The sequence below is a fragment of the Sporofaciens sp. SGI.106 genome (genome assembly GCF_050314255.1).
In the GTDB taxonomy this organism is placed as follows: Bacteria; Bacillota; Clostridia; order Lachnospirales; family Lachnospiraceae; genus Claveliimonas.
This window is the reverse complement of the sequence record NZ_JBNPMZ010000001.1, coordinates 57,976-82,017: the sequence shown is the minus strand read 5'-3', so window position 1 is coordinate 82,017 and position 24,042 is coordinate 57,976. Positions and strand designations below refer to the sequence as shown.

General features: G+C 43.5%; 18 protein-coding genes. 1 reads left to right on the top strand and 17 read right to left on the bottom strand.

The window, feature by feature from the left end; translation table 11 throughout:
- Positions 1 to 20: 20 nt before the first annotated feature.
- The 7 genes from ACQRCC_RS00355 to ACQRCC_RS00325 all read right to left on the bottom strand — a co-directional run bounded on the left by ACQRCC_RS00355 (position 21) and on the right by ACQRCC_RS00325 (position 6,806).
- Entirely contained in the window at positions 21 to 1,301 is a 1,281-nt protein-coding gene (locus ACQRCC_RS00355) for an O-acetylhomoserine aminocarboxypropyltransferase/cysteine synthase family protein (RefSeq protein WP_427848825.1), read from the bottom strand.
- 27 nt (positions 1,302 to 1,328) lie between these two features.
- Positions 1,329 to 2,060: a YebC/PmpR family DNA-binding transcriptional regulator gene (locus ACQRCC_RS00350; RefSeq protein ID WP_427848824.1), complete on the bottom strand. Its 732-nt coding sequence runs from the start codon at positions 2,058 to 2,060 to the stop codon at positions 1,329 to 1,331.
- A gap of 53 nt (positions 2,061 to 2,113) precedes the next feature.
- Positions 2,114 to 2,902, bottom strand: a complete 789-nt coding sequence (locus ACQRCC_RS00345; protein ID WP_427848823.1) for a hemolysin family protein — start codon at positions 2,900 to 2,902, stop codon at positions 2,114 to 2,116.
- Positions 2,903 to 2,926: 24 nt separating this feature from the next.
- Entirely contained in the window at positions 2,927 to 3,274 is a 348-nt protein-coding gene (locus tag ACQRCC_RS00340; RefSeq protein ID WP_427848822.1) for a type II toxin-antitoxin system PemK/MazF family toxin, read from the bottom strand.
- 109 nt (positions 3,275 to 3,383) lie between these two features.
- Positions 3,384 to 4,550, bottom strand: a complete 1,167-nt coding sequence (alr, locus tag ACQRCC_RS00335) for an alanine racemase (protein ID WP_427848821.1) — start codon at positions 4,548 to 4,550, stop codon at positions 3,384 to 3,386.
- The gene (locus tag ACQRCC_RS00330) at positions 4,551 to 6,047 is read right to left on the bottom strand and encodes an NAD(P)H-hydrate dehydratase (protein WP_427848820.1); all 1,497 of its coding nucleotides are present in this window, start codon (positions 6,045 to 6,047) and stop codon (positions 4,551 to 4,553) included. It lies immediately after the preceding gene.
- 111 nt (positions 6,048 to 6,158) lie between these two features.
- The gene (locus ACQRCC_RS00325) at positions 6,159 to 6,806 is read right to left on the bottom strand and encodes a redox-sensing transcriptional repressor Rex (RefSeq protein WP_427848819.1); all 648 of its coding nucleotides are present in this window, start codon (positions 6,804 to 6,806) and stop codon (positions 6,159 to 6,161) included.
- A gap of 135 nt (positions 6,807 to 6,941) precedes the next feature.
- Here ACQRCC_RS00325 and ACQRCC_RS00320 point away from each other — a divergent pair, with 135 nt between their 5' ends.
- Positions 6,942 to 8,894, top strand: a complete 1,953-nt coding sequence (locus ACQRCC_RS00320; RefSeq protein WP_427848818.1) for an ABC-F family ATP-binding cassette domain-containing protein — start codon at positions 6,942 to 6,944, stop codon at positions 8,892 to 8,894.
- A gap of 74 nt (positions 8,895 to 8,968) precedes the next feature.
- Here ACQRCC_RS00320 and ACQRCC_RS00315 read toward each other — a convergent pair whose 3' ends face one another.
- The 10 genes from ACQRCC_RS00315 to smc all read right to left on the bottom strand — a co-directional run bounded on the left by ACQRCC_RS00315 (position 8,969) and on the right by smc (position 24,040).
- Positions 8,969 to 10,165 (bottom strand): NADP-dependent isocitrate dehydrogenase, encoded by a 1,197-nt coding sequence (locus ACQRCC_RS00315; protein WP_427848817.1) that lies wholly within the window; start codon positions 10,163 to 10,165, stop codon positions 8,969 to 8,971.
- Positions 10,166 to 10,231: 66 nt separating this feature from the next.
- Positions 10,232 to 10,888, bottom strand: coding sequence for a GntR family transcriptional regulator (locus ACQRCC_RS00310; protein WP_427848816.1), 657 nt, complete (start codon positions 10,886 to 10,888; stop codon positions 10,232 to 10,234).
- A gap of 35 nt (positions 10,889 to 10,923) precedes the next feature.
- Entirely contained in the window at positions 10,924 to 12,315 is a 1,392-nt protein-coding gene (locus ACQRCC_RS00305; RefSeq protein ID WP_427848815.1) for a 2-isopropylmalate synthase, read from the bottom strand.
- A gap of 237 nt (positions 12,316 to 12,552) precedes the next feature.
- Positions 12,553 to 14,340 (bottom strand): aminopeptidase P family N-terminal domain-containing protein, encoded by a 1,788-nt coding sequence (locus ACQRCC_RS00300; protein ID WP_427848814.1) that lies wholly within the window; start codon positions 14,338 to 14,340, stop codon positions 12,553 to 12,555.
- A gap of 29 nt (positions 14,341 to 14,369) precedes the next feature.
- Positions 14,370 to 15,722 carry a peptide MFS transporter gene (locus tag ACQRCC_RS00295; protein ID WP_427848813.1) on the bottom strand — a complete coding sequence of 451 codons (1,353 nt, stop codon included), beginning with the start codon at positions 15,720 to 15,722 and terminating at the stop codon, positions 14,370 to 14,372.
- Between the two features lie 30 nt (positions 15,723 to 15,752).
- Positions 15,753 to 17,147, bottom strand: coding sequence for an aminopeptidase (locus ACQRCC_RS00290; RefSeq protein WP_427848812.1), 1,395 nt, complete (start codon positions 17,145 to 17,147; stop codon positions 15,753 to 15,755).
- Between the two features lie 219 nt (positions 17,148 to 17,366).
- A complete protein-coding gene (locus tag ACQRCC_RS00285; RefSeq protein WP_427848811.1) occupies positions 17,367 to 18,242 on the bottom strand; it encodes a LysR family transcriptional regulator in 876 nt (291 codons plus the stop codon).
- A 51-nt stretch (positions 18,243 to 18,293) separates the two neighbouring features.
- Entirely contained in the window at positions 18,294 to 19,508 is a 1,215-nt protein-coding gene (gene ilvA / locus ACQRCC_RS00280) for a threonine ammonia-lyase (protein WP_427848810.1), read from the bottom strand.
- A gap of 15 nt (positions 19,509 to 19,523) precedes the next feature.
- Positions 19,524 to 20,465 (bottom strand): signal recognition particle-docking protein FtsY, encoded by a 942-nt coding sequence (gene ftsY / locus ACQRCC_RS00275; protein WP_427848809.1) that lies wholly within the window; start codon positions 20,463 to 20,465, stop codon positions 19,524 to 19,526.
- Between the two features lie 14 nt (positions 20,466 to 20,479).
- On the bottom strand, positions 20,480 to 24,040 hold the full coding sequence (smc, locus tag ACQRCC_RS00270) for a chromosome segregation protein SMC (RefSeq protein WP_427848808.1): 3,561 nt from the start codon (positions 24,038 to 24,040) through the stop codon (positions 20,480 to 20,482).
- Positions 24,041 to 24,042: the final 2 nt, after the last annotated feature.

Here is a 24,042-nt window from a genome sequence, read left to right as displayed (position 1 = left end):
ATGAAGATGTTTTCATATTTTTATACTTGTGCAAGTGCCTGTTCTACATCTGCAATAATATCATCCGCATTTTCAATACCGACACTGAAACGGATCAGATCCGGCTGAACGCCTGCCTCCAGAAGCTCCTGATCGTTCATCTGACGGTGTGTATGGCTTGCCGGGTGAAGTACACAGCTTCTTGCGTCTGCAACATGAGTTACAATAGCAACCATCTTAAGGCTGTCCATCATCTTAACAGATGCATCTCTTCCGCCCTTCAGACCAAAAGTGATAACACCGCAGGTTCCGTTCGGCATATATTTCTTTGCCAGATCATAGTATTTATCCCCTTCAAGAGACGGGCTGTTAACCCATGCAACCTTCTCATGGCTCTGAAGATATTTTGCAACCTTTACAGCGTTCTCACAGTGTCTCGGAACACGAAGATGCAAAGTCTCCAATCCCAGGTTCAGCAGGAATGCATTCTGTGGAGCCTGAATGGATCCCAGATCACGCATAAGCTGTACAGTTGCCTTGGTAATATAGGCACCTTTTCCGAATCTCTGTGTATATACCACTCCATGATAGGTCTCATCCGGTGTGGTAAGTCCCGGGAATTTGTCTGCATGTGCTTCCCAGTCAAAGTTACCGCTGTCAACAATCGCACCACCGACGCAGGATGCATGTCCATCCATATATTTGGTAGTTGAATGTGTAACGATATCTGCTCCCCATTCAAATGGACGACAGTTGATCGGTGTTGCAAATGTATTATCTACAATGAGCGGTACTCCATGACTGTGAGCTGCCTTTGCAAACTTCTCAATATCCAGAACAACCAATGCCGGGTTCGCAATCGTCTCACCAAATACTGCCTTAGTATTGTCACGGAATGCAGCATTCAGCTCTTCTTCTGTGCAGTCGGGGTCAACGAAAGTTGCCTCGATACCCATTTTCTTAATCGTATGGGCATACAGATTATATGTACCTCCGTAAATAGCAGATGCGCATACGATATGGTCTCCTGCCTCTGCAATATTCATAATCGCATAGAAGCTTGCAGCCTGTCCTGATGAAGTCAGCATTGCTGCCACTCCGCCTTCCAGATCACAGATCTTCGCTGCTACTGCATCATTGGTCGGATTCTGGAGACGGGTATAAAAATATCCGGAATCCTCCAGATCAAAGAGACGTCCCATCTGCTCACTGGTGTCGTATTTAAATGTTGTGCTCTGATAAATAGGCAGAACACGGGGTTCGCCTTTTTTCGGTTCGTATCCGGACTGGATACACTTGGTCTCGATTCTGTAATCACTCATAATCTTTTCCTCCCGTATGATTCACTCTTATTCATCCCAGTTGTGGTAAACATCCTGAACATCATCGTCATCATCCAGAAGATCCAGAGTTTTCTGAATATTCTGGATATCCTTCGGATCTGTTAATTCAACATATGTCTGCGGAATCATCGTCACCTCTGCAGATGCCATCTTGATACCAGCCTCTTCCAGAGCCTCTCTTACAGCACTGAAATCATCCGGATCTGTCAGAATCTCGAAGCTGTCCTCCTCTTCCGCAAAATCCTCTGCACCTGCATCCAGAGCCTGCATCATCAGATCGTCCGCATCTCCTTCATACTCTTCCTTATCAACAATAATCTGTCCTTTTTTGTCAAACATAAAGGATACACATCCCGGTGTTCCCACATTTCCATTTCCTTTTGTAAACGCGCTTTTTACATTAGAAGCAGTACGGTTCTTATTATCGGTAAGTGCCTCAACGATAATTGCTGTTCCGTTCGGTCCATAGCCTTCATATGTAATATGCTCATAGTTTGCGGAGTTCGCATCACCTGCAGCCTTTTTAATACTTCTGTCGATAGTATCGTTCGGCATATTGTTGGCTTTCGCTTTTGCGATCACATCACGAAGACGACTGTTATTGGCCGGATCAGCACTGCCTCCTTCTTTAACAGCTACTGCAAGCTCTTTACCGATCTTTGTAAAAATCTTACCCTTTGCAGCATCATTTTTCTCTTTTTTATGCTTAATATTGGCAAATTTTGAATGTCCTGACATCTTTTTCTCCTCGCTTCTCTCTATTCTAATCACATCGTTATATTTTAACACTTCTAAACAATTTTTTCAATCTTAACTGACTGAATTGTGTTATTATCTACTTCCATAGTCGTAAACCTGTATCCTTCATAATCCACAACACACTGTTCATCTTCCGAAGGAATCCGGTCCAGCCTGTCAATCATAAATCCGTTCAGAGTTTCATATTCTTCTTTGTCAAATGAAAGGCCCAGAAGATCTTCCAGATCCTCCAGCTCAATAAATCCATTCGCTTCATAAGTTCCATCCGGGCATCTGACGATCATTTCCTCTTCTTCATCATATTCATCCATGATATTTCCAACAATTTCTTCCAGAATATCTTCCATGGCTACCAGACCGGATGTCTGACCATACTCATCCAGAACTACGACCATGTGGTTTTTTTCTGCCTGCATATCCTTAAAAATCCGGTCAATACTTCTGGTCTCCGGAATAAATGTAACGGGACGTATGTAGTCTTTCAATTCTCTGATTGGTTTATCCCTCATTTCCTTTTGGAAATAACAGGTCATGGCATCTCTGAGATGAATGATTCCCGTTATCTCGTCAATATCTTCCCGGTAGATTGGAAATCTGGAAAAGCTCTCATCCAGCATAAAATGAAGCGCATCCTCCAGCGTTTCTTCTCCATCTATGGCAACAATATCTCTTCTGTGTGTCATAATGTCCTTGGCATCTTTATCCATATATCGGAAAATATTCCGAATCAGCTTTGCCGCTTCTGCGCCCAGCTTTTTTTCTTCCTCTCCCTCTGCCGGGAACAACTGTTTCATTCGATGAAACAAACTGCCTTCTTCCATAATTATTTTTTATCTCCTTTTGTTTTATGTATGAAGCTCAAAGCTTATCTTCAAAGCCTCATCAACCTTATCCATCAGTTCCTTATCCAGATGACATACCATATCTTTCAGTCTCTGTTTATCTATCGTACGGATCTGCTCCAGCAAAATAACAGAATTCTTTACAATCTGATATCTCCTTGCATCTATCTCTACATGAGTCGGGAGCTTTGCTTTATTCATCCGGGACGTAATCGCCGCACAGATGACCGTAGGGCTGTGCCGGTTCCCAATATCATTCTGTATGATCAGCACCGGACGGATTCCGCCCTGCTCCGATCCTACCACCGGACTTAAATCTGCATAATATATGTCACCACGTCTTACCTGCACTCTCTTTCACACTCCGATTTTTAATCTAAAGAAAGTATTCCCATCTTTCCCGGATGTATTCCAAAGAGTTGGATCTTAGATTCAAGATCCGCATTCCCTAAATGCAGTTCTACGTAAAATAATCAATCTGTTTTACCACTTCACCGTTTCTCAGATATTCTCTTGGTATCCTCTTACTCAGGCAGCATACAAACTCGTAGTTAAATCGTCCGGACAAATCACTTAATTCTTCCACCGGAATATGTTCCTCTCCATCAAATCCTACAAGAACCACCTTATCACCGAATTTCACGTCCTCAATGTCAGTCACATCTACCATGAACTGATCCATGCAGATTCGTCCGCAAATGGGTGCCCGCCTTCCATGTATCAGTACCGCTCCTTTATTTGACAGGCTTCTCGGATAACCGTCACCATATCCCACCGGTATGGTTGCAATCTTTCGCGGTGAATCTGCCACATAGGTTGCTCCGTAGCTGATAGTAGCTCCTTTTTCCACCCATTTCACATGTGTAACATGGCTGATCAGCTCCATTGCTGGTTTCAATGGTACGTTTTCCTTGACAACCTCCTCGGAAGGATACATACCATAGGTAGATATTCCTGCCCTGGCCAGATCCATATTCGCCTCTTTCATATCGATAATTCCCGCACTGTTGGAACAGTGATAGAACTCAAAGTTCACTCCACGGTCAGTCAAAGCCTGCCTCATCCACTGATATTTTTCAATCTGTTTCTGCGTAAATGTCTTATCTGTCTCATCCGCCTTGGCAAAATGTGTATACATACCTTCCATTACCAGATTCGGCATGGAGGCAATCCTTCGTATAATCTCTGCGTTTTCCTCATTAATTAAAAATCCAAGCCTGCCCATGCCTGTATCAAGCTTAATATGCACATATGCTTTCTTTCCCATTTCCACTGCAAGATTCGATAAATCCTGTGCCATCTCTTCCGTATAACAGGTTACCCGGATATTTCGTTCGATCATATCCCTGCGCTGTTCCGGGAAGACACATCCCAGTACCAGAATCGGCTTCATAAGATCATGCTCTCTCATAAAAAGCGCCTCGTCTGCGGTTGCCACCGCGTATCCCCAGACATAATCCCTGGGTTCCAGTATTCTTCCAACCTGAACAGCACCGTGTCCATAAGCATCCGTTTTCACTACTGCGATCATCTTCGTATCCGGATGCAGGTTTCGCCTCATCATTTCCATATTATATTCTATGGCATCCAGATTCACTCTTGCACAAACTCTGCTATATTTCTTCATTTAATCCTCCTCCAATTTTCTCAAAACTACTGCCAGATTCTCCGCCAGATCCCGCGCCAGCACGCTGTATGCCCCTTTTTGCTTTCTGGCCGCATCCCCGGCCAATCCATGGAGATATGCGCCCAGGACACCTGCCTCATAAACATCTGTGCCCTGTGAAAGGAGTCCTCCGATAATGCCGGCAAGAACATCTCCCGAGCCTGCCTTTGCCATGGCAGCATTACCTGAGAGGTTCAAAGCCGTGTGCCTTCCCTCACATGCCGTGAGAGTTCGGGCATCCTTCAGCACACAGGTGACCGGATAGTTTTTCACAAACTCCTCCAACATTTCTCTTTTATTCTCCCTGAGTTCCGATACCGGTTTCTTTAAAATCCTGGACATTTCTTTCATATGTGGAGTAAATACAAATTGGTTTTCCCTCAGATCTTTCATATATTTTGGATTTTCTGCCAGTAGATTCAGTCCATCCGCATCAATCACACATGGAACAGCCACATACTCCAGGGTAGTGCGCAGAAGCTTTTTCGCCAGATCTGTCGTCCCGATTCCGGAACCGATGACAACTGTATCTGCCCATCGGAGCAGGGAAATTAACTCTCTCTCATCGAACAAATCATAAGTCGTTATAATTGCTTCCGGAAGGAGCTGCTGAAGAATCATTCGATTTTCTTCTGCCGTGTAGATCTGCACCAGTCCGGCGCCTGTCATATATGCCGCATATGCATTCAGCCAGGCTGCTCCCGCCATCCCCTTACTGCCTGCAATCACAAGCAATCTTCCATAGGTTCCTTTATGGGAATCTTCCCTGCGCTCCGGCATCATTTTCTTAATATCCTTCTCCTCCAGGGCACAGACTGTATGAATATCCTCATCCAGGCATTCTGTATTGATACCGATATCCGTTACGATTACCTCACCGGCCATCTGCCGTCCCGGATCCATATAGAGCCCCAGTTTTCCCCTCTGAAAGGTTACTGTCACATCTGCATGAAATGCATGCCCCAGTATTCTTCCGTCTGCCGCACTGATTCCCGACGGCACATCCACGGCAAACCTGACTGCCTCTGCCTGATTCATCTCTTCAATCAACTCGCCATATCTTCCCTCTATATCTCTATTCAATCCTACGCCAAATAAGGCGTCTACTATGACACTATATTTTCCGGATTTCCATTCACTGACTGTTCCTCCTGCTTTTTCAAACAAATCCATCTGATACACTGTCTCCGGGGTCCTGCTCTCCATGCGTCCCGCCAGAACCGCCTTAACAGAATATCCTTTCTCCAGCAGCATCCTTGCAATCGCAAATCCATCTCCACCATTATTGCCGGAGCCACACACAATGCACACATCTGACAGATCTGTTTTTCGATCTTCCATAACTTCCACACAGGCTCTTGCTGCATGCTCCATCAGTTCCAGAGATGGAATCCCAAGATCACAGATGGTGTGGCGGTCCGCCTCCTTCATCTGATTTCCATCCGGTAAATATATCATATCTCTTTTCCTCCTCTTATTTTCAGCCTGACTATACGCAAAAGACGTGTAAAGAAAGCCTGCACAGCACAGACCGACATTACACGTCCCACTTTCGTTTCAAGACTCACTCTATTCTGTTTTATGCTCCTCGTTATATCGGCTGATATTATAGGATAACCTCATCAGACTCTCTGACAGATGAACATTTTCAACAATGACATGTTCCGGCAGATTCAAATCTGTATGAGCAAAGTTCCAGATTGCTCTGACTCCATGCTCTACCAGTTCATTTGCAACGTCAATCGCTTTTGCCTTCGGTATAGTAAGTGCGGCAATCTCAATATCATTTTTGCCTATAAACTCTCTCAATTCACTCATCATTCGAATCGGAACACCACGAATGGACACACCTGCAAGGGTAGGATTTACATCAAATATCCCTTTCAGAACAAATCCTCTCTTTTCAAATGCCGCATAATTTGCCAGAGCCTGTCCCAGGTTACCGGCTCCGATAATAATCATATTATGGTTCTTCTCAAGCCCCAGGATTTTCCCGATCTCCGTGTATAAATATTTTACATTATATCCGTATCCCTGTTGTCCAAATCCACCAAAATTATTCAGATCCTGTCGAATCTGGGATGCCGTCACCTTCATCTGCTTACTCAGCTCATTTGAGGAAATACGTTCTACACCATTTTCAAGCAACTCGCCCAAATAGCGATAGTATCTTGGAAGTCTTCGTATTACAGCCTGAGAAATTTCTCTTTCTTCCACTAGTCTCACCTTCCCGATTTGTTTCTCTTCATAATATTATATAGAATTGTCAACTCAAAGTCAAACTTTTAGTTGTATTTTGCATAAATTTCGTTATAATTATTGTGAGTAATACTAGGTTTAGGAGGTCATGCCATGATTTTATCATGCCATAACATCAAAAAAGCTTTTGGAGAAGAAGTCATTGTAAAACATGGCTCTTTTCATATAGAAGAACACGAAAAAGCAGCACTGGTGGGTCTCAATGGTGCCGGCAAATCCACGATTCTTAAGATGATCGTGGGGGAACTTTCCCTGGATGACGGTTCTGTCACTCTTGCCAAAGGAAAGACTCTCGGATATCTGTCCCAGCACCAGGAAGTCACTACCGGTCATACGATTTACGAAGAAGTAAAAACTGCCAAGGCAGATGTCATCGAGATGGAGCGTCAGATCCGCTCTATTGAAGAGGAATTATCATCTCTGTCCGGACAGGAGCTGGAAGACAGACTTACCACCTATCATCGGCTGACAGATACCTTTGAGCGGGAAAATGGATACGCTTACGAAAGCGAGATTACCGGAGTACTGAAAGGACTGGGATTTGAAGAGTCTGAATTTGGGAAACCGGTCGACACCCTCTCCGGCGGTCAGAAGACCCGTGTCGCGCTGGGTAAATTATTGCTGACACGCCCGGATGTCCTTCTTCTGGACGAGCCTACCAACCACCTGGATCTGAATTCTATTGCATGGCTGGAGACTTATCTTCTGAATTACCCGGGCGCCGTTCTCATTGTATCCCATGACCGTTATTTTCTGGACCGTGTCGTAACAAAGGTCATTGAAATCGAACTGGGAAATATCATGATGTTCCCCGGAAATTACACAGCCTTCGCACAGAAGAAACAGATGATCCGGGATGCCAGACTGAAAGAATATTTAAACCAGCAGCAGGAAATCAAACATCAGGAAGCCGTCATCGAAAAACTGCGCTCCTTCAATCGGGAAAAATCTATTAAGCGGGCAGAAAGCCGTGAAAAAATGCTGAACAAAATGACTCTGGTGGAGAAACCTGCAGAAATCCACAGTGAAATCCACCTGACACTTGAGCCTTCCTGTGTAAGCGGTAATGATGTACTCTCTGTAGAGAATTTGAGCAAATCCTTTCCGCCGCAGACATTATTTTCCAATATAAGCTTCGAGATTAAACGCGGGGAACACGTAGCAATAATCGGTGATAATGGAACGGGAAAGACCACACTGCTCAAGATACTGAATCAGGTACTTCCGGCAGACAGCGGTACATTTACCCTGGGAACGAACGTCAAAATCGGATATTACGACCAGGAGCATCACGTCCTTCACATGGACAAGACCATTTTTGAGGAAATATCCGATGATTACCCCTCTCTTACCAACACCCAGATTCGTAATATGCTGGCAGCATTTCTGTTTACAGGCGACGACGTCTTTAAACTGATCGGGGATTTGAGCGGTGGAGAAAGAGGTCGGGTATCTCTTGCAAAACTCATGCTCTCAGAAGCGAATTTTCTGATTCTGGATGAGCCTACCAACCACCTTGATATAGCTTCCAAAGAAATACTGGAAAAAGCCCTCAACGATTACACCGGCACCGTGTTATACGTTTCCCACGACCGTTATTTCATCAACCAGACCGCCTCACGAATTCTGGATCTGGTGAACCAGACCTTTGTAAATTATATAGGAAATTACGATTACTATCTGGAGAAAAAAGAAGAACTGACCGCCGCCTATGCCGGTCAGACCATTTCCGAATCCAGTATTTCAGGAAAAAGAGCCGCTGTCACTGCAACCAATCCCTCCACTTCTGCCGTATCCGAATCCAAGCTGAGCTGGCAGGAACAAAAAGAACAGCAGGCGAAAGAACGAAAACGCCTGAACGATCTGAAAAAGACAGAAAACCGGATCACCGAACTGGAAGAACGGGATGTTGAAATTGATGAACTAATGGCTCAGGAAGAGGTATACACTAATTCCGTCCGGTGTCAGGAACTGGCACAGGAAAAAGCAGCGATCGCCGATGAACTGGCTGAGCTTTATGAACGCTGGGAGGAACTTGCAGAGTAAACTGAACAAAAAGGTACACCGCAAATGTTAATTGGGGACGTAGCAAAATGCATTTTGCTACGTCCCCAATTAACTTACAATCTTTTCGCAATTGCCTTAATAAACTCCTCACTGTTCAGCACCGTCGGATTCTCCATCGTTGTGATCAGCGCCAGATCCTTTGTCATCTCGCCACCTTCGATCGTGTCAATGGTAGCTTTCTCCAGACGGTCTGCAAACGCCATCAGCTCTGCATTTCCATCCAACTCACCACGTTTTCTTAGAGCTCCTGTCCATGCGAATATGGTTGCAACTGAGTTCGTGGAGGTTTCCTCTCCCTTCAAATGTTTGTAATAGTGGCGCTGTACGGTTCCGTGAGCAGCCTCATACTCATAATATCCGTCCGGTGACACCAGTACGGAAGTCATCATGGCAAGAGAACCAAATGCAGATGATACCATGTCACTCATTACATCCCCGTCGTAATTCTTACATGCCCAGATGTAACCGCCCTCGGATTTCATTACACGTGCAACGGCATCATCGATCAGAGTATAGAAATATGTAATACCAGCCGCATCAAATTTTTCTTTATATTCCGCATCAAAGATTTCCTGGAAAATATCCTTGAATGTGTGGTCATATTTTTTAGAAATAGTGTCTTTGGTAGCAAACCAGAGATCCTGCTTTGTATCCAGTGCATAGTTGAAGCAGCTTCTTGCGAAACTTTCGATGGAATCACACAGATTATGCATGCCCTGTGCCACGCCCGGTCCTGCGTAATTATGTACGAGTTCTCTTGTCTCTGTTCCATCTTCGGCAGTATAGACCAGTTCTACCTTTCCAGGTCCCGGAATCTTCATCTCGGTGTTTTTATAAACATCACCGTATGCATGTCTTGCAATGGTAATCGGCTTCTTCCAGTTCTTAACGCAAGGCTCAATTCCTTTTACAACGATCGGTGCACGGAATACGGTTCCATCCAGTATAGCACGGATGGTTCCATTCGGGCTCTTCCACATTTCTTTCAGGTTATACTCCGTCATACGTGCAGCATTCGGTGTGATGGTAGCACATTTTACTGCCACTTTATACTTTTTCGTTGCATTGGCAGAATCAATAGTTACCTGATCATTTGTCTCGTTACGATGCTCCAGTCCCAGATCATAATACTCTGTGTTGAGTTCAATAAATGGTTCCAGAAGATTGTCCTTGATCATCTTCCAGAGGATTCTCGTCATCTCGTCTCCATCCATCTCTACAATAGGGGTTGTCATTTTAATCTTTGCCATTGCCTTCAGCTCCTTTTCGATATTCTATACTCTAAATTTCTAAGCTCTGTTAAATCTTAATTATTGTTATTCTTCATTCATGTGGAGATTTGCCATTACCTTAATAATATGCTCATTCGCCAGTTTCTCGGCCAGAACCTCATCCTTACTCTTGATTGCATCCAGTATTCCCCGGTGCTCTGCTATGGACTTCTCTGCCCGGTCTTTGGCACCTACTGACATTGTTCTTGCAATCTGCACATACTTGTGAAAATCTGATAGAACATGCTCCAGTATACGGCTGTTGGAGGCCTCGTACAGTACCTTGTGGAACTTACCGTCCAGATCGGATACCTGTTTCGCCTTCTCATTTCCTTCTTTTTTCAGATGAAATTCTGACAAAAGTATGATCTCTTCCAGTTCCTCAATCTGTTCATCAGTAATATGTCTGGTTGCCCACCGTGCGCATAATCCTTCCAGCATGGAGCGGATCGTATAAATATCATGCACATCTTTAGGTGTAATTCCAGTCACATATGCTCCTTTATTCGGGATGATCGTAACCAGTCCTTCCAGCTCCAGTTGTCTTAATGCTTCCCGGACCGGCGTCCTGCTGACTCCCAGCTCTTCTCCGATAGAGATTTCCCTTAATTCTTCATGCTCCTTATATTTTCCGGATAAAATATCCTCTCTCAGTTTCCGAAACACTCTTCCCCTCAGTGAGCGATCCTGATATTCTTCCATGATTTGCCTCTTTCCGGAGTTTCCCCCAATTGATACTACAGCAATTCCACGCCCAGCTTCTTACAGGCATCATCAATTACCTTAAGCAGCTCGTCGTCTGTCAATACGGTAACTCGTCCGCTTTCATATTCCTCATCCACCCAGGCTTTTACCATAGCTACAAGCTCCGTATTCTTATCTACCTGCTTCTCCTGTGGAAGGCGAAAATATGTATTGATCCAGTGTGCGATTCCCGCAAGTCCTGATGTATTGGATACTGCTACAAGCGGTGGACGGTTCAGGAATTTGTCAGTATCAAATACATTGTAGATCTCCTCATTTTTCAAAAGACCATCCGCGTGGATTCCTGCTCTTGTCACATTGAAATTCCTTCCGACAAACGGTGTCCTGGATGGAATCGTGTAACCGATTTCTTTCTCATAATACTCTGCCAGCTCTGTAATGACTGTGGTATCCATTCCATCCAGAGTACCCCGAAGCTGCGCATACTCAAATACCATAGCCTCAAGCGGAGTATTGCCGGTACGCTCTCCGATTCCGAAGAGGGAACAGTTCACGCCGCTGGCTCCATACAGCCATGCTGTAGTAGAGTTGCTGACTGCCTTATAAAAATCATTATGTCCATGGAATTCAATCTGTTCACTTGGTACGCCCGCATGTACACGAATACCGTAAATAATACCCGGAATAGACCTCGGAATCACAGCTCCCGGATAGTTAACACCATATCCCATGGTATCACAGACACGAATCTTTACCGGAATCTGATATTCCTCCTGAAGTTTCATAAGCTCCAGACAGAATGGAATTACAAATCCGTAGATATCAGAGCGGGTTATATCCTCCAGATGACACCTCGGACTGATTCCCGTCTCCAGGCATTCACGGATAACGGAGAGGTAATGATTCATACATTCTCTTCTTGTCATCTTAAGCTTATAAAAAATATGGTAATCGGAACAGCTTACCAAAATTCCTGTCTCCTTCATACCGATATCTTTCACCAGTTCAAAATCCTTCTTACTTGCACGGATCCAACTGGTCACTTCCGGGAATTCATACCCTCTTTCCATACACTTATAAACGGCATCTCTATCCTTCTTGCTGTATAAGAAAAATTCACTCTGTCGAATCTTTCCTTTTGGACCGCCCAGTTTATGAAAATAATCGTACAATGTTACAATCTGCTCTGTACTATACGGTGCTCTTGACTGCTGACCATCACGGAATGTCGTATCCGTAATCCAGATATTATCCGGCATACAGTGCGGCACAATACGGTCATTGAACGCAATCTTCGGAATTTCATCATAATGAAACAGATTCCGGAATACATTCGGTGTCTCTACATCGACCAGCGGATACATATGCTCTTCAAGCTGTAATAAATTAGAATGTTTATCAAAATATACCTTTCGATCTTCCATCGCTGCACACTCTCCTTCAAATTATACTCTTCTGTCAAAGGTAAATGATTTTCTTTTTCGATGTGTATAATTGTATACAATTATACACATCCTGTCAAGAATTATTTTCAGAATAAAGAGTTTTACTCTATGGAAACGCAGTTTCCTATAGAGTAAAAAAATGCCCCTCTGGTTTTTAGGCCAAAGGGGCATTTTTCAATAGGGTATATTTTCAATTCGGAGGATGAGGTTACAATATTAAATTGCTCTTGTATATTTTCTCAGCCATTCTTTTTCATCTTCTTCAAGATAAGGAGAAACTTTATCATATACAAGCTGATGATAGTCATTTAAAAGAGCTTTTTCCGGTTCAGACATCATTTCCGGTAAAATGGCATCCAGATCCATTGGAATATAGGTAATTGGCTCGAAGTACAGGAAATCTCCATACTCATTCTTCTGCCAGGACTGAACAAGAAGCTCATTTTCCAATCTTACTCCGTGTGAACCTTCAAAATAAATTCCCGGTTCATCTGTAATAACGATTCCCTCTTCAAATGGATGTGTATCATTTGCACGATACTGCCAGCGGAAGTTTGTCGGACCTTCATGGATATTCAAAAGATATCCCATTCCATGTCCTGTTCCATGATTAAAGTTAATTCCTCTGTCCCAGAATGGTTTTCTCGCAAGAATGTCCAGGTTCATTCCGGTACAGCCTCTTAAGAATTTTGCGCTTGCAAGCTGCAGATGGCTGATTGCAACAAGTGTAAAATGCTCTTTCATAATCTGTGGAATCTCACCCAGGGCATAGGTTCTGGTCACGTCCGTGGAACCTTCATAAAATCCGGCACCTGTGTCTGTCAGGAATACACTGCCTTCTTTTAATTCTACATTTGTCTCTTCAGAAGAAACATAGTGGCATAACGCTGCGTGCTCTCCATATGCACAGATTGGCTCAAAACTTGGACGGATAAAATTGCCAAGCTCCATACGGAATTCATCCAGCTTATCAGAAGCACTAAGCTCTGTAATGGTTGTCTTTCCAACATTTTCTTTCAGCCATTTCATAAACCGGATGTGTGCAATACTGTCTTTCATCTGTGCTTTTCTGATATTCTCAATCTCAGTAACATTCTTTACAGCCTTAAACACAATCTCCGGATTACGCTCTTCTACCTTTTTTACTTCATTCGGAATATTTTTATAAATTGCATAATTAATTTTTGCCGGGTCAAGAAGAAGTGTTTCATCTGCATTTAACTTCTTAATATCTTCATAAATATCATTGTATGGATGAAGTGTAATTCCATCTTTTGCGAAACTTTCTTTTATCTCTTCTCCAAGCTTCCTTTCATCAATATAAAGTTCCATTCCATCCAGTGTAATGATTGCATAAGATAATACTAACGGGAAAAATTCAATATCATTTCCTCGGATATTCAATGTCCAGCAAATATCGTCTATGGTTGTGAGCACATGTGCGGTTGCTCCATGTTCACGCATAAATTCACGGATCCGTCCGAGTTTATCTGCTGTTGATTCTCCGGCATACTTCAAATCCAGAGCAAATGCAGGTTCTTCTGATAATTTCGGACGATCTTCCCAGAAGGTATCAATCAGATCGTAAGCATATACAATGCTGCCGCCCTTTTCTGCTGCAATATGCTCATATGTTTTTCCTTCCCCCATGGATACCACACGACCGTCAAATCCAATCGTTCCATTTTCCGGGAGGGTATCTTTCAGATATTCTTCAACAGTTGGAACACCCGGCTCTCTCATCTTCATCAGTTCCACCGTAGTTCCTTCCATCTGTCTTGCAGCCTGGATAAAATATCTTCCATCTGTCCACATATATGCTTTATCTTTTGTGATCACAGCAGTTCCGGCAGAACCGGAAAAACCGGTAATATATTTTCTTGCTTTAAAATATTCCCCAACATACTCACTCTGGTGAAAATCTGCCGTTGGAACGATATAGATATCAATTCCTTTTTCTTCCATCTGAGTGCGTAATTTCGCAAGTCTTTCACGTACATCCATTTTTCTATTCCTCTTTTACTATATACTTCCTAATCTACGAGTGCTGAGAGCTTCTTATCCAGAAGAACCATTATAATCGCAGAAACAAATGCGATACCTGCAACGATTCCTGCTCCTACTCTGAACTCCAGATTTCCGCCAAATAAAACTCCGTAAACATATCCGTAGGATTTTGCTGCGATAAATGTCGCAAATCCCCATACAGACATCATAACTGCAAGGTAACGGCTTGGAGAATATTTACTGATAAACGCATGTCCCAGTGGTGAGAAGAACATTTCACCAAGTGTAAGAAGGAATGCAAATCCCAGAAGCCAGACTACACTGACTTTTCCGTCTCCACGAACAATGTCCATAATGATATAGAAAAGATAACCCAAACCAATTGTTGTGATACCCAGAGCTGTTTTACGGAAAATACTCATATCACCCTGTGGTCTTGCTGCAAGTTTCTTCCATAATGAAGCAACAACAGGACCTAAGATTACACAGAACAGTGAATTCGCTGCGTCAAACCATGTTGCCGGAACCTCGTAACCTGCAACTACCCAGTTGGCATTTTCTGCCCAGTAATAGTATACCGGAAGGTATCCAAGATACCAGAAGATCCAGAAGATGATAGAGAATACAGATGCGATAATGATTGCACCAATTCTCTTCTTTTCTACAGTTGTCATTGGCTGTTTTGTTTCTTTTTCGGAAGCTTTTCTTGCTTTTTCTGCTTCGATTTCTTCAGCAGTCATTGTCTTTTTGAATGGAAGCGCTGCTGTATTACCTAAGAATCTCCAACATACAAATACATACCATAATGCACCTAATACCATGATCAATGCTGCAAGTCTGAAACATGGAACGAAACCTAATACGCCGTCTTTCGCAAATACGTCTTTATATAAGATACCTACTGCAAATGTTCCGATAAACGCTCCAACATTTACAAGAGAATAACGGATAGAAAACGCAGAGTCCATCTGTGATTTATCGGTAATAACACGTCCGATAATCGGTCCGTTTTTAAAAAGTGCAAGTCCTGCGCTGACAAAAAAGATCATCAGATATACACCCATTGTGCTGGTTGCAACAGAACCCATGAAATAACCAAAACCTGCGATTACCATACCAACCGGTGTCGTGTATTTCGCACCAATATATTTGTCTACGACAACTCCTCCCAAAAGCGGAAGCAGATAAGAAAATGCTGTCAGGTTTGACTGCATGTTTGCTGCAACTGTATCAGAAAGCCCAAGACCTCCTGTCGCTACGGTTGCTGTTACAAAGATTAAGATCAGTGAACGTCCAAGATAGTATGACAGACGCTCGAAAATTTCTGTACATGCACATGCCCAAAATGCTTTTGGATAGCCTTTTTTCTTAGTTTCCATTGTTTTGTTCCTCTCTCTTTCCCTTTTCCTTTATTCCATATTTTTTAAGAATGCTTTATATCCTTTATAAACTTCATAGATATCTGATTTGCTTGTCACCTCATTTGGTGCATGCATGGACAGAACTGCAACGCCGCTGTCAATTACGTTCATTCCATAATTTGCCATAATGTATGCAATAGTTCCGCCGCCTCCAAGGTCAACTCTTCCCATTTCTGCAGTCTGGAATGCCACTTCATTTTCATCAAATACTTTACGGATCTTTGCAATATATTCTGCATTGGCATCACTTGTATTGACTTTTCCGCGGCTTCCGGTGTATTTGTTTAACACAAGACCTTTTCCAAAGAAAGCTGTATTCTTCTTTTCAAACGCACTTGCATGAAGCGGGTCGTAAGCTGCACTTACGTCAGAAGATAACATGTAGGAATTGCGAAGTGTACGTCTTACTTTCAGCGCATCTCGGTCCCCTGTGAGAGCGGAAAGTTCCGCAATTGTATCTTCAAAAAATCTGGAGTGCATTCCGGTTGCACCTACACTTCCTATTTCTTCTTTATCCACTAATATACAGCAGCTTGTACGCTTTGGCGCCTCTGTTTCCAGCATAGCAAACAAAGATGTAAATGCACACACTCTGTCATCCTGTCCATAACCGATGACCATGCTTCTGTCCAGACCACAGTCTCTTGCTTTTCCCGCCGGAACAATCTCCAGCTCAGCAGACAGGAAATCCTCTTTGTCCATATCATATTTTTCTTTCAGATATTTGAGAATGGATGCTTTTACAAGCTCTTTTTCTTCCTTATCGTCACAATCCGCAAGTGGTTTTGTTCCTACCAGAACATCCATACCTTCCCCTTCAATCACGACACTTGCTTTCTTTTCCATCTGCTCCTGCGCAATATGTATTAACAGGTCAGAAATTACAACAACCGGATCATTCTCGTCTTCACCAATCACAACATCTATCGTTGTTCCATCCTTCTTTGCTACCGTTCCATGAATTGCAAGAGGAATTGTCACCCACTGATATTTCTTAATACCGCCATAATAATGAGTATCCAGATAAGCCATCTCACTGTCTTCATATAATGGATTCTGCTTAATATCCAGTCTCGGTGAGTCAACATGTGCCCCCAGAATATTCATTCCCTTCTCCAAAGGCTCACTACCCACCTGAAAGAGTACGAGTGCTTTCCCCATGCACTGTGCATACACTTTGTCACCGGCTTTCAGACAGACATCTTCCGCGATGCATTCCTCTATGTCCCGATACCCATGCTCTTTCGCCATGCGAATTCCAAGAGCTACACATTCTCTCTCAGTCTTCGCAGTATTCAGACAATTTTTATATCTGTCGTTTAAGTTCTCCAGTTCCTGGTTCTGGGTATCCGTATACTGCTTCCACATATTTTCTTTTGCCATTTCCATATTCCCTCCTTTTTTTGTCAGCAGTCTCTATTACAGATTTTATTACCGCATTTCGACAAATTCAAACAAGAAAAAATTATATTTGGATAAGAAATTTTTATAGGTATATTTCCGTCAAAATGTACACAGAACAGCTACTAAAACAGGAGAAGGTAAATGATTTCCACAAATCATTTACCTTCTCCTGTTTGAAACGATTGATTTCCAATCTCATTATTCATCGTTTCCCATCAATTCCCGAAGATTCATAAATACATCCCTTATCTCAGGTCTGTCTTTCTTAAAATAAAACTTTACAAGACAGGTTTTATCAAAATCTTCTAATATCCTGAGTTCTCCGTCATCAGATGAGAAAAACCTGCTGTCCACAAATGCATATCCATCATTAAACTCCACTTTGAGTTTTAATGTATCCACATTATCTTCACACTTTACCCATTCATCTTCATCCTTATCCGTATATTGAGAAATTCCTTTTTGTCTGCTGCAGGAATAAAGCTTTGTCTCATATCTTTTGTGCCCCTCCAGATCACTAAGTGTAAGTACTTCCCTATCCTTTAGAGATGAACTTGGTCCCAGAAAGACCCCTATTTTGCTTTTGCAAAGCACCTCTTCCTCCAGATCTCCCAGCTTCAGATTATTCACCTCATATCCGATAAAAATATCAAGTTCCCCGTCCTCCAGCATCCGGCATCCGGTTCTTGAATCAACCTTATGAAAATGATAATCAGCTTCCGTTTCCGGATAGTACACATACAGCATCTTCTCAACTTTTTTCCAGAATATCCGACTTAATGAACAGTCCACACCAAGCTCAAATTTCGATCTGCCCTTATACCTTTTGATTTCTCTGAGCATTTCTTCATTGATCTCCAGCATTTCTTTGGCTTTTGTGTATACAATGCGCCCCAGTTCTGTCGGCTCAATTCCACCGCTTCCTCTGTCAATCAGTTTTCCTCCCACGCTTTTCTCCAATGAAGAAATCTGCTGGCTGATCGCAGTCTGTGATACAAAGTTTTTCTTTCCTGCTTTCGTAAAACTTTTACTGTCAATTACATCGACAAAATACTTATATTTCCAAAGACTCATGACTATTATCTGCCTTCCTCAAACACCCTGTCTTCCGTAATCATAGCTTCTTTAATATAATTTTGCACCAATTTCTCGCGGTCTGAAGCCTTCATCCTCCAACGCCTGAAGGATCTCATTCTTATGTTCGGTTCCGAATGCCTCCATGGTAATTCGAAGTTCCACAGCCGCATTACGGTTTGTGCTGACGAACTGATTATGCTCAAGCTTGATAACATTTCCCTGAGCATTGGCAATAGTTGCCGCTACACGCACTAGCTCACCCGGCTTGTCCGGAAGCAGAACGGATACAGAGAAGATTCTGTCTCTCTGGATCAGACCATGCTGTACAATAGAGGACATGGTAATCACATCCATATTTCCTCCACTTAAAATTGCAACGGCTTTCTTATGCTCCAGATCTAACTGTTTTAAAGCAGCTACTGTGAGCAGGCCGGAATTTTCCACGATCATTTTGTGATTTTCTACCAGATCAAGGAATGCACCGATAAGTTCATCATCCTCTACCGTAAGAATATCATCCACGTTTTCTTTAACATATGGGAAGTTCAGATCTCCCACACGCTTCACTGCAGTACCATCGGCAATAGTATTGGCACTTGGCAGTGTCACAGGCTCTCCGGCTGCAAGTGCGGCCTTCATGCTTGCTGCCTGAGACGGTTCTACACCGATTACTTTAATTTTGGGATTCAGCATCTTTGCCAGAGTTGCCACTCCGGTAATCAGTCCGCCGCCGCCGATCGGTGCCAGGATATAATCAACTGTCGGAAGCTCCTGAACAATCTCCATCGCAATCGTTCCCTGTCCGGTTGCCACATCCAGATCGTTGAAAGGATGTACGAATGTATATCCCTTTTCCTCTGCAAGCTGCATTGCATACTCACATGCTTCATCATATACGTCCCCGTGAAGGATAACTTCTGCACCATAGCTCTTTGTCCGGTTTACTTTGATCAGAGGAGTAATAGACGGCATTACGACAATTGCCTTGCATCCGAATTTCTGTGCTGCATATGCAATTCCCTGTGCATGGTTGCCGGCAGACGCAGCAATCAGTCCTCTGTCCCTTTCCTCCTGACTCAATGTGCTGATTTTATAATATGCACCACGAACCTTATAAGCTCCTGTATTCTGCATGTTCTCCGGTTTCAGATAAATCTTACCCCCGGTCTGTCTGCTCAAAAAATCACTGTAGACCAGCTTTGTCGGATTGGTAACGTCTTTTACTAATTCACTTGCCTGTTCAAATTTCTCTAATGTTAACATCTCTCTCTCCTTCTCTTATTCATGCTCCTTATCTGAAGTGGTAAACAACGCATCCACAAATGTATCTGCATTAAATTTCTGTAAATCATCTATGGTCTCACCTACACCGATGTATTTCACCGGAATACCAAGTTCTGCCTGAATTGCCACTGCAATTCCACCCTTGGCAGTTCCGTCCATCTTCGTAAGAATGATACCCGTAATATCGGCAACTTCTTTAAATTCCTTCGCCTGCTGAAGTGCATTCTGTCCGGTAGTTGCATCCAGAACGACCAGGGTCTCACGAAATGCCTCCGGATACTCCCGGTCAATAATCCGGTTCATCTTCTTAAGCTCTTCCATCAGATTCTTCTTATTATGGAGTCTTCCCGCCGTATCACACAGAAGAACATCCGCGTGTCTGGCTTTTGCAGCAGCTACTGCATCATATACAACCGCAGCAGGGTCTGATCCCTCCTGGCCGCCAATCAGCTCTGCCTGAGCACGGTTTGCCCATTCCTTCAGCTGTTCTCCCGCAGCTGCGCGGAAGGTATCCGCAGCCGCCAGCACTACCTTTTTGTTCTGTGCCCTAAGTTTTCCGGCGAGCTTGCCGATAGTAGTGGTCTTACCTACACCATTGACACCCACAACCATAACTACAGATGTTTTCTCCTCGAACTCATAGGCAGCTTCCCCCACATCCATCTGTTCTTTGATACTGTCTATCAATATCTGACGGCAATCTGCCGGTTCCTTGATGTGACGTTCCTTTACTTTCTTTCTCAGATCATCCAGAATATCATATGTTGCCTGTACACCAAGATCTCCCATGATCAGAAGTTCTTCCAGTTCTTCGTAAAAATCTTCGTCTATTTTGGAAAATCCATTGAAAATACTGTCCATGCCGGACACGATATTATCTCTTGTCTTTGCAAGTCCTGAGACCAGCCGTTTAAAAAAACCCATTCCCTCTGCCATAATTTCCCTCCTGATTATTTATCCAGCTCATCGGTGAGCAGGCTTACCGATACAAGGGTGGATACACCCTTTTCCTGCATCGTAATACCGTATAGTCTGTCTGCCGCCGTCATCGTTCCCCTTCTGTGGGTGATAACGATAAACTGAGTGTTCTTCGTCAGTTTATGAAGATACTGCGCAAATCTGGTAACATTGGAATCATCCAGCGCCGCCTCAATCTCATCCAGAAGACAGAATGGGGACGGTTTCAGATTCTGAATCGCAAACAGAAGTGAAATTGCTGTAAGTGCCTTCTCTCCACCGGAAAGCTGCATCATATTCTGAAGCTTCTTTCCCGGCGGCTGGGCAATGATACGAATACCTGCCTCCAGAATATCCTCATCCTCCTGCAGTTCCAGTGTACCCTTACCACCACCGAATAATTCTTTGAACACACTGTCAAATTCCTTTGCGATCCGCTCAAACTGCTCGGAAAACTGTCTGCGCATCGCTTCATCCAGCTCATTGATAATCTTAACCAGGGTTGCTTCCGCTTCCACCAGATCATCATGCTGGGTCTTTAAAAATTCATAACGCTCTGAAAGATTCTTAAAATCCTCAATCGCATTTACATTGACAGATCCAAGCCCCCTGATCTCATTTTTCAGTGTCTGGATCCGTTTCTTCATTACAGAAAGATCTGTCAGGTTCTCATTCCGAAGCTCCAGTGCCCGGTTGTAAGTGAGCTCGTATTCCTCCCACATATAATTGATCTGTTTCTCGGATGCCTCTTCATATCCTTCTTTCCGGCTCTCAAGCCGGAATATCTCTTTATCCAGCTCTGCCATATGTTTGGACAGATCTTCTCTTTTCTGAAGGAATGATTTATGTTTCTGATTCAGTTTTTCGCGCTCTTCCACTGATTTTTGAATCTCTTCCTCAAGCTCTGCAAAAAGCTCTTTGGAATTCTCGATCGTCTCCCTGATTTTCAGAATCTGTTCTTCCTTCTCCCGAATCTCCTGAGAAGCGTTATCCTTACCCGACTCCAGATCTTCCTGCTCCTTGCGGAAGCCTTCCAGTTCTTCACCGATTCGGGCAAGATTCTCTTTCATGAAAGTATGCTTCTGCTCCATACCGGCATATAACAGATGCAGCTCTTCCACCTTCTTCTGACCGTCACTTTCCCTGACCCGAAGTTCCTCCAGCATCTTCTGGTATTCTTCTGTCTGCTTTGTAAGCTCAGACTCCATCCGCTCCGACGTATCCAGTTCCACTGCAATGGACTCCTGATTATCGCTGATATCTGTAATCTGCTGATCCAGTTCCGCGTTTTCCTTCTGAATCCTGAGCGATTCTTCCCGCGCCTGTGCAATCTTTGCCTGGCTCTGATCCAGATTCATTTTTGCCGTATTCTGAATAACGTAGGCCTCCTGAAGTTTCTTCTGTATTTCATCAATCCTTGCATAATATCCGGCACGCTCTTTTCTCAGCTTCTCGGATTCCTGCTGCATGATGTCCATTTCCTGCTTAAGCTTCCGGACTGTCTTCTCAAATTCTTCCATCTCCCGGCGCCTGCTGAGCAGATTGCTGGAATTCTTGAATGCTCCACCAGTCATGGAACCTCCCGGATTCAAAAGTTCACCTTCTACCGTTACCAGCCGGAGCGACTGATGATACTTACGGGCAATTGCAATTCCGCAGTCAATATTCTCTACCACAATGGTTCTTCCCAGAAGATTGTCTGCCAGATTCCGGTATTTATCTTCCACCTTCACCAGCGTACTTGCAATTCCGATCACACCCGGTTCCTTAAGAGCCTCCGGTCTGTTGATCCCGTGATTGCCATTGACACTGGTAAGCGGCAGGAAAGTCGCACGACCATATTTATTTTTCTTTAAAAATGCAATCATCCTTTTGGCAGTATTTTCATTATCTGTGACAATATTCTGAATACTTCCACCAAGTGCTGTTTCAATGGCAATCTCATATGCCTTATCTACCTTAATAATATCGGCAACTACACCCAAAAGCCCCGGCTCCTGAGATTTACGCTCCATTACCTTGCGGATACTGTTGCCATATCCGTCATAGCGCTCTGTAATATTTTTAAGGGATTCCAGTCTGGACTGCTCTCTGTGATAAGCCGTCTGGCCGATCTGAAGCTGTTCGGTCTGTTTTGCCAATTCTTTCTGAAGCTTCTCAATCGAAGCTTCCAACATGCGATTTTCATCCGTATACCCAACAATCGTCTCAGATATCGTTCTCAGCTCATCCTCATATTTCTTAAGCTGGTCCATCTCCTCACCGGATTCGCTCTCAGAGATCAGCAGCTTCTTCTGCATCTCCGACTTACGCACCTGAATCTGTTCCAGCATGGTATCATAACGCTGTATCTTCGCTTTTGTGGAAGCTCTGTTATTCAAAAGCTCAATAATATCATTCTTATTCTTTTCAATCTGGTCAGTCAAAGTGGCAATCTTTGTCTGAATCTCTATCAGAGCCCTTCTGGCTTCATTTTCAGCCTGGCTCTGCTCCTTCATCTGCCCGCGGATTTCTTCCTGCTCCTTCGTAAGTTCACTGAGCTGAAGATTTCTTTTCTCTATTTCTTCCGAAATAGCCCTTGACCGCTGTTCAAAATGCTCATCCGTCATGCGGGCACTGTGAATCTTCTCTTTTAAAAGCGCAATCTGATTCTCCAACTGTTGTTTTAGCAGGTTCGTCTCATTAAGTCTGTTTTTATAGCCTTCAATGGAATCTTCAATCTCATCCACCTGCTCTTCCACGGCCTCATATTCCGCCTTCATGGCATCATAGGCTACTCCCGCCTGTTCCAGTTCTTCTTTGGAAATATCCAGTTTACTATCTACCTCGCTGATCTGCTCCTTTAGTCGTGCCGTCTCCAGAAGGAACATATTAATATCGTATGTTTTTAACTCTTCTTTCTTTTTCAGATATTCCTTTGCCACCTCGGACTGGCGCTCCAGAGGCCCCTTTTGCTTCTCAAGCTCAGACAGAATGTCATTCACACGAACCAGATTCTGACGCTCATCCTCCAGCTTTTTCACCGACATATTTTTTCTGCGCTTAAACTTTACAATTCCGGCAGCCTCATCAAAAAGCTCTCTTCTTTCTTCCGGCTTACCGCTTAAGATCTTATCAATCTGTCCCTGACCGATAATGGAATACCCTTCCTTTCCGATACCCGTATCATAGAACAGCTCATTGACATCCTTCAAACGGCAGGTACTTCCGTTAATCAGATACTCACTCTCACCGGAACGATATAATTTTCTCGCAACCGTAACCTCCTCATACTCAATAGGAAGCTGATGATCCGAATTATCCAGAGTAATGGCAACCGAAGCATAACTTAATGGCTTACGATTCTCAGTTCCTGCGAAAATAACATCCTGCATGCTGCCTCCGCGCAGCTGCTTGATTCTCTGTTCTCCCAGCACCCATCTTACCGCATCTGCTACATTACTCTTACCACTTCCGTTCGGACCCACGATTCCGGTAATGCCGTTGTGAAAATCAAACACGATTTTGTTGGCAAACGACTTAAAGCCCTGCACCTCTATGCTTTTTAAATACATAT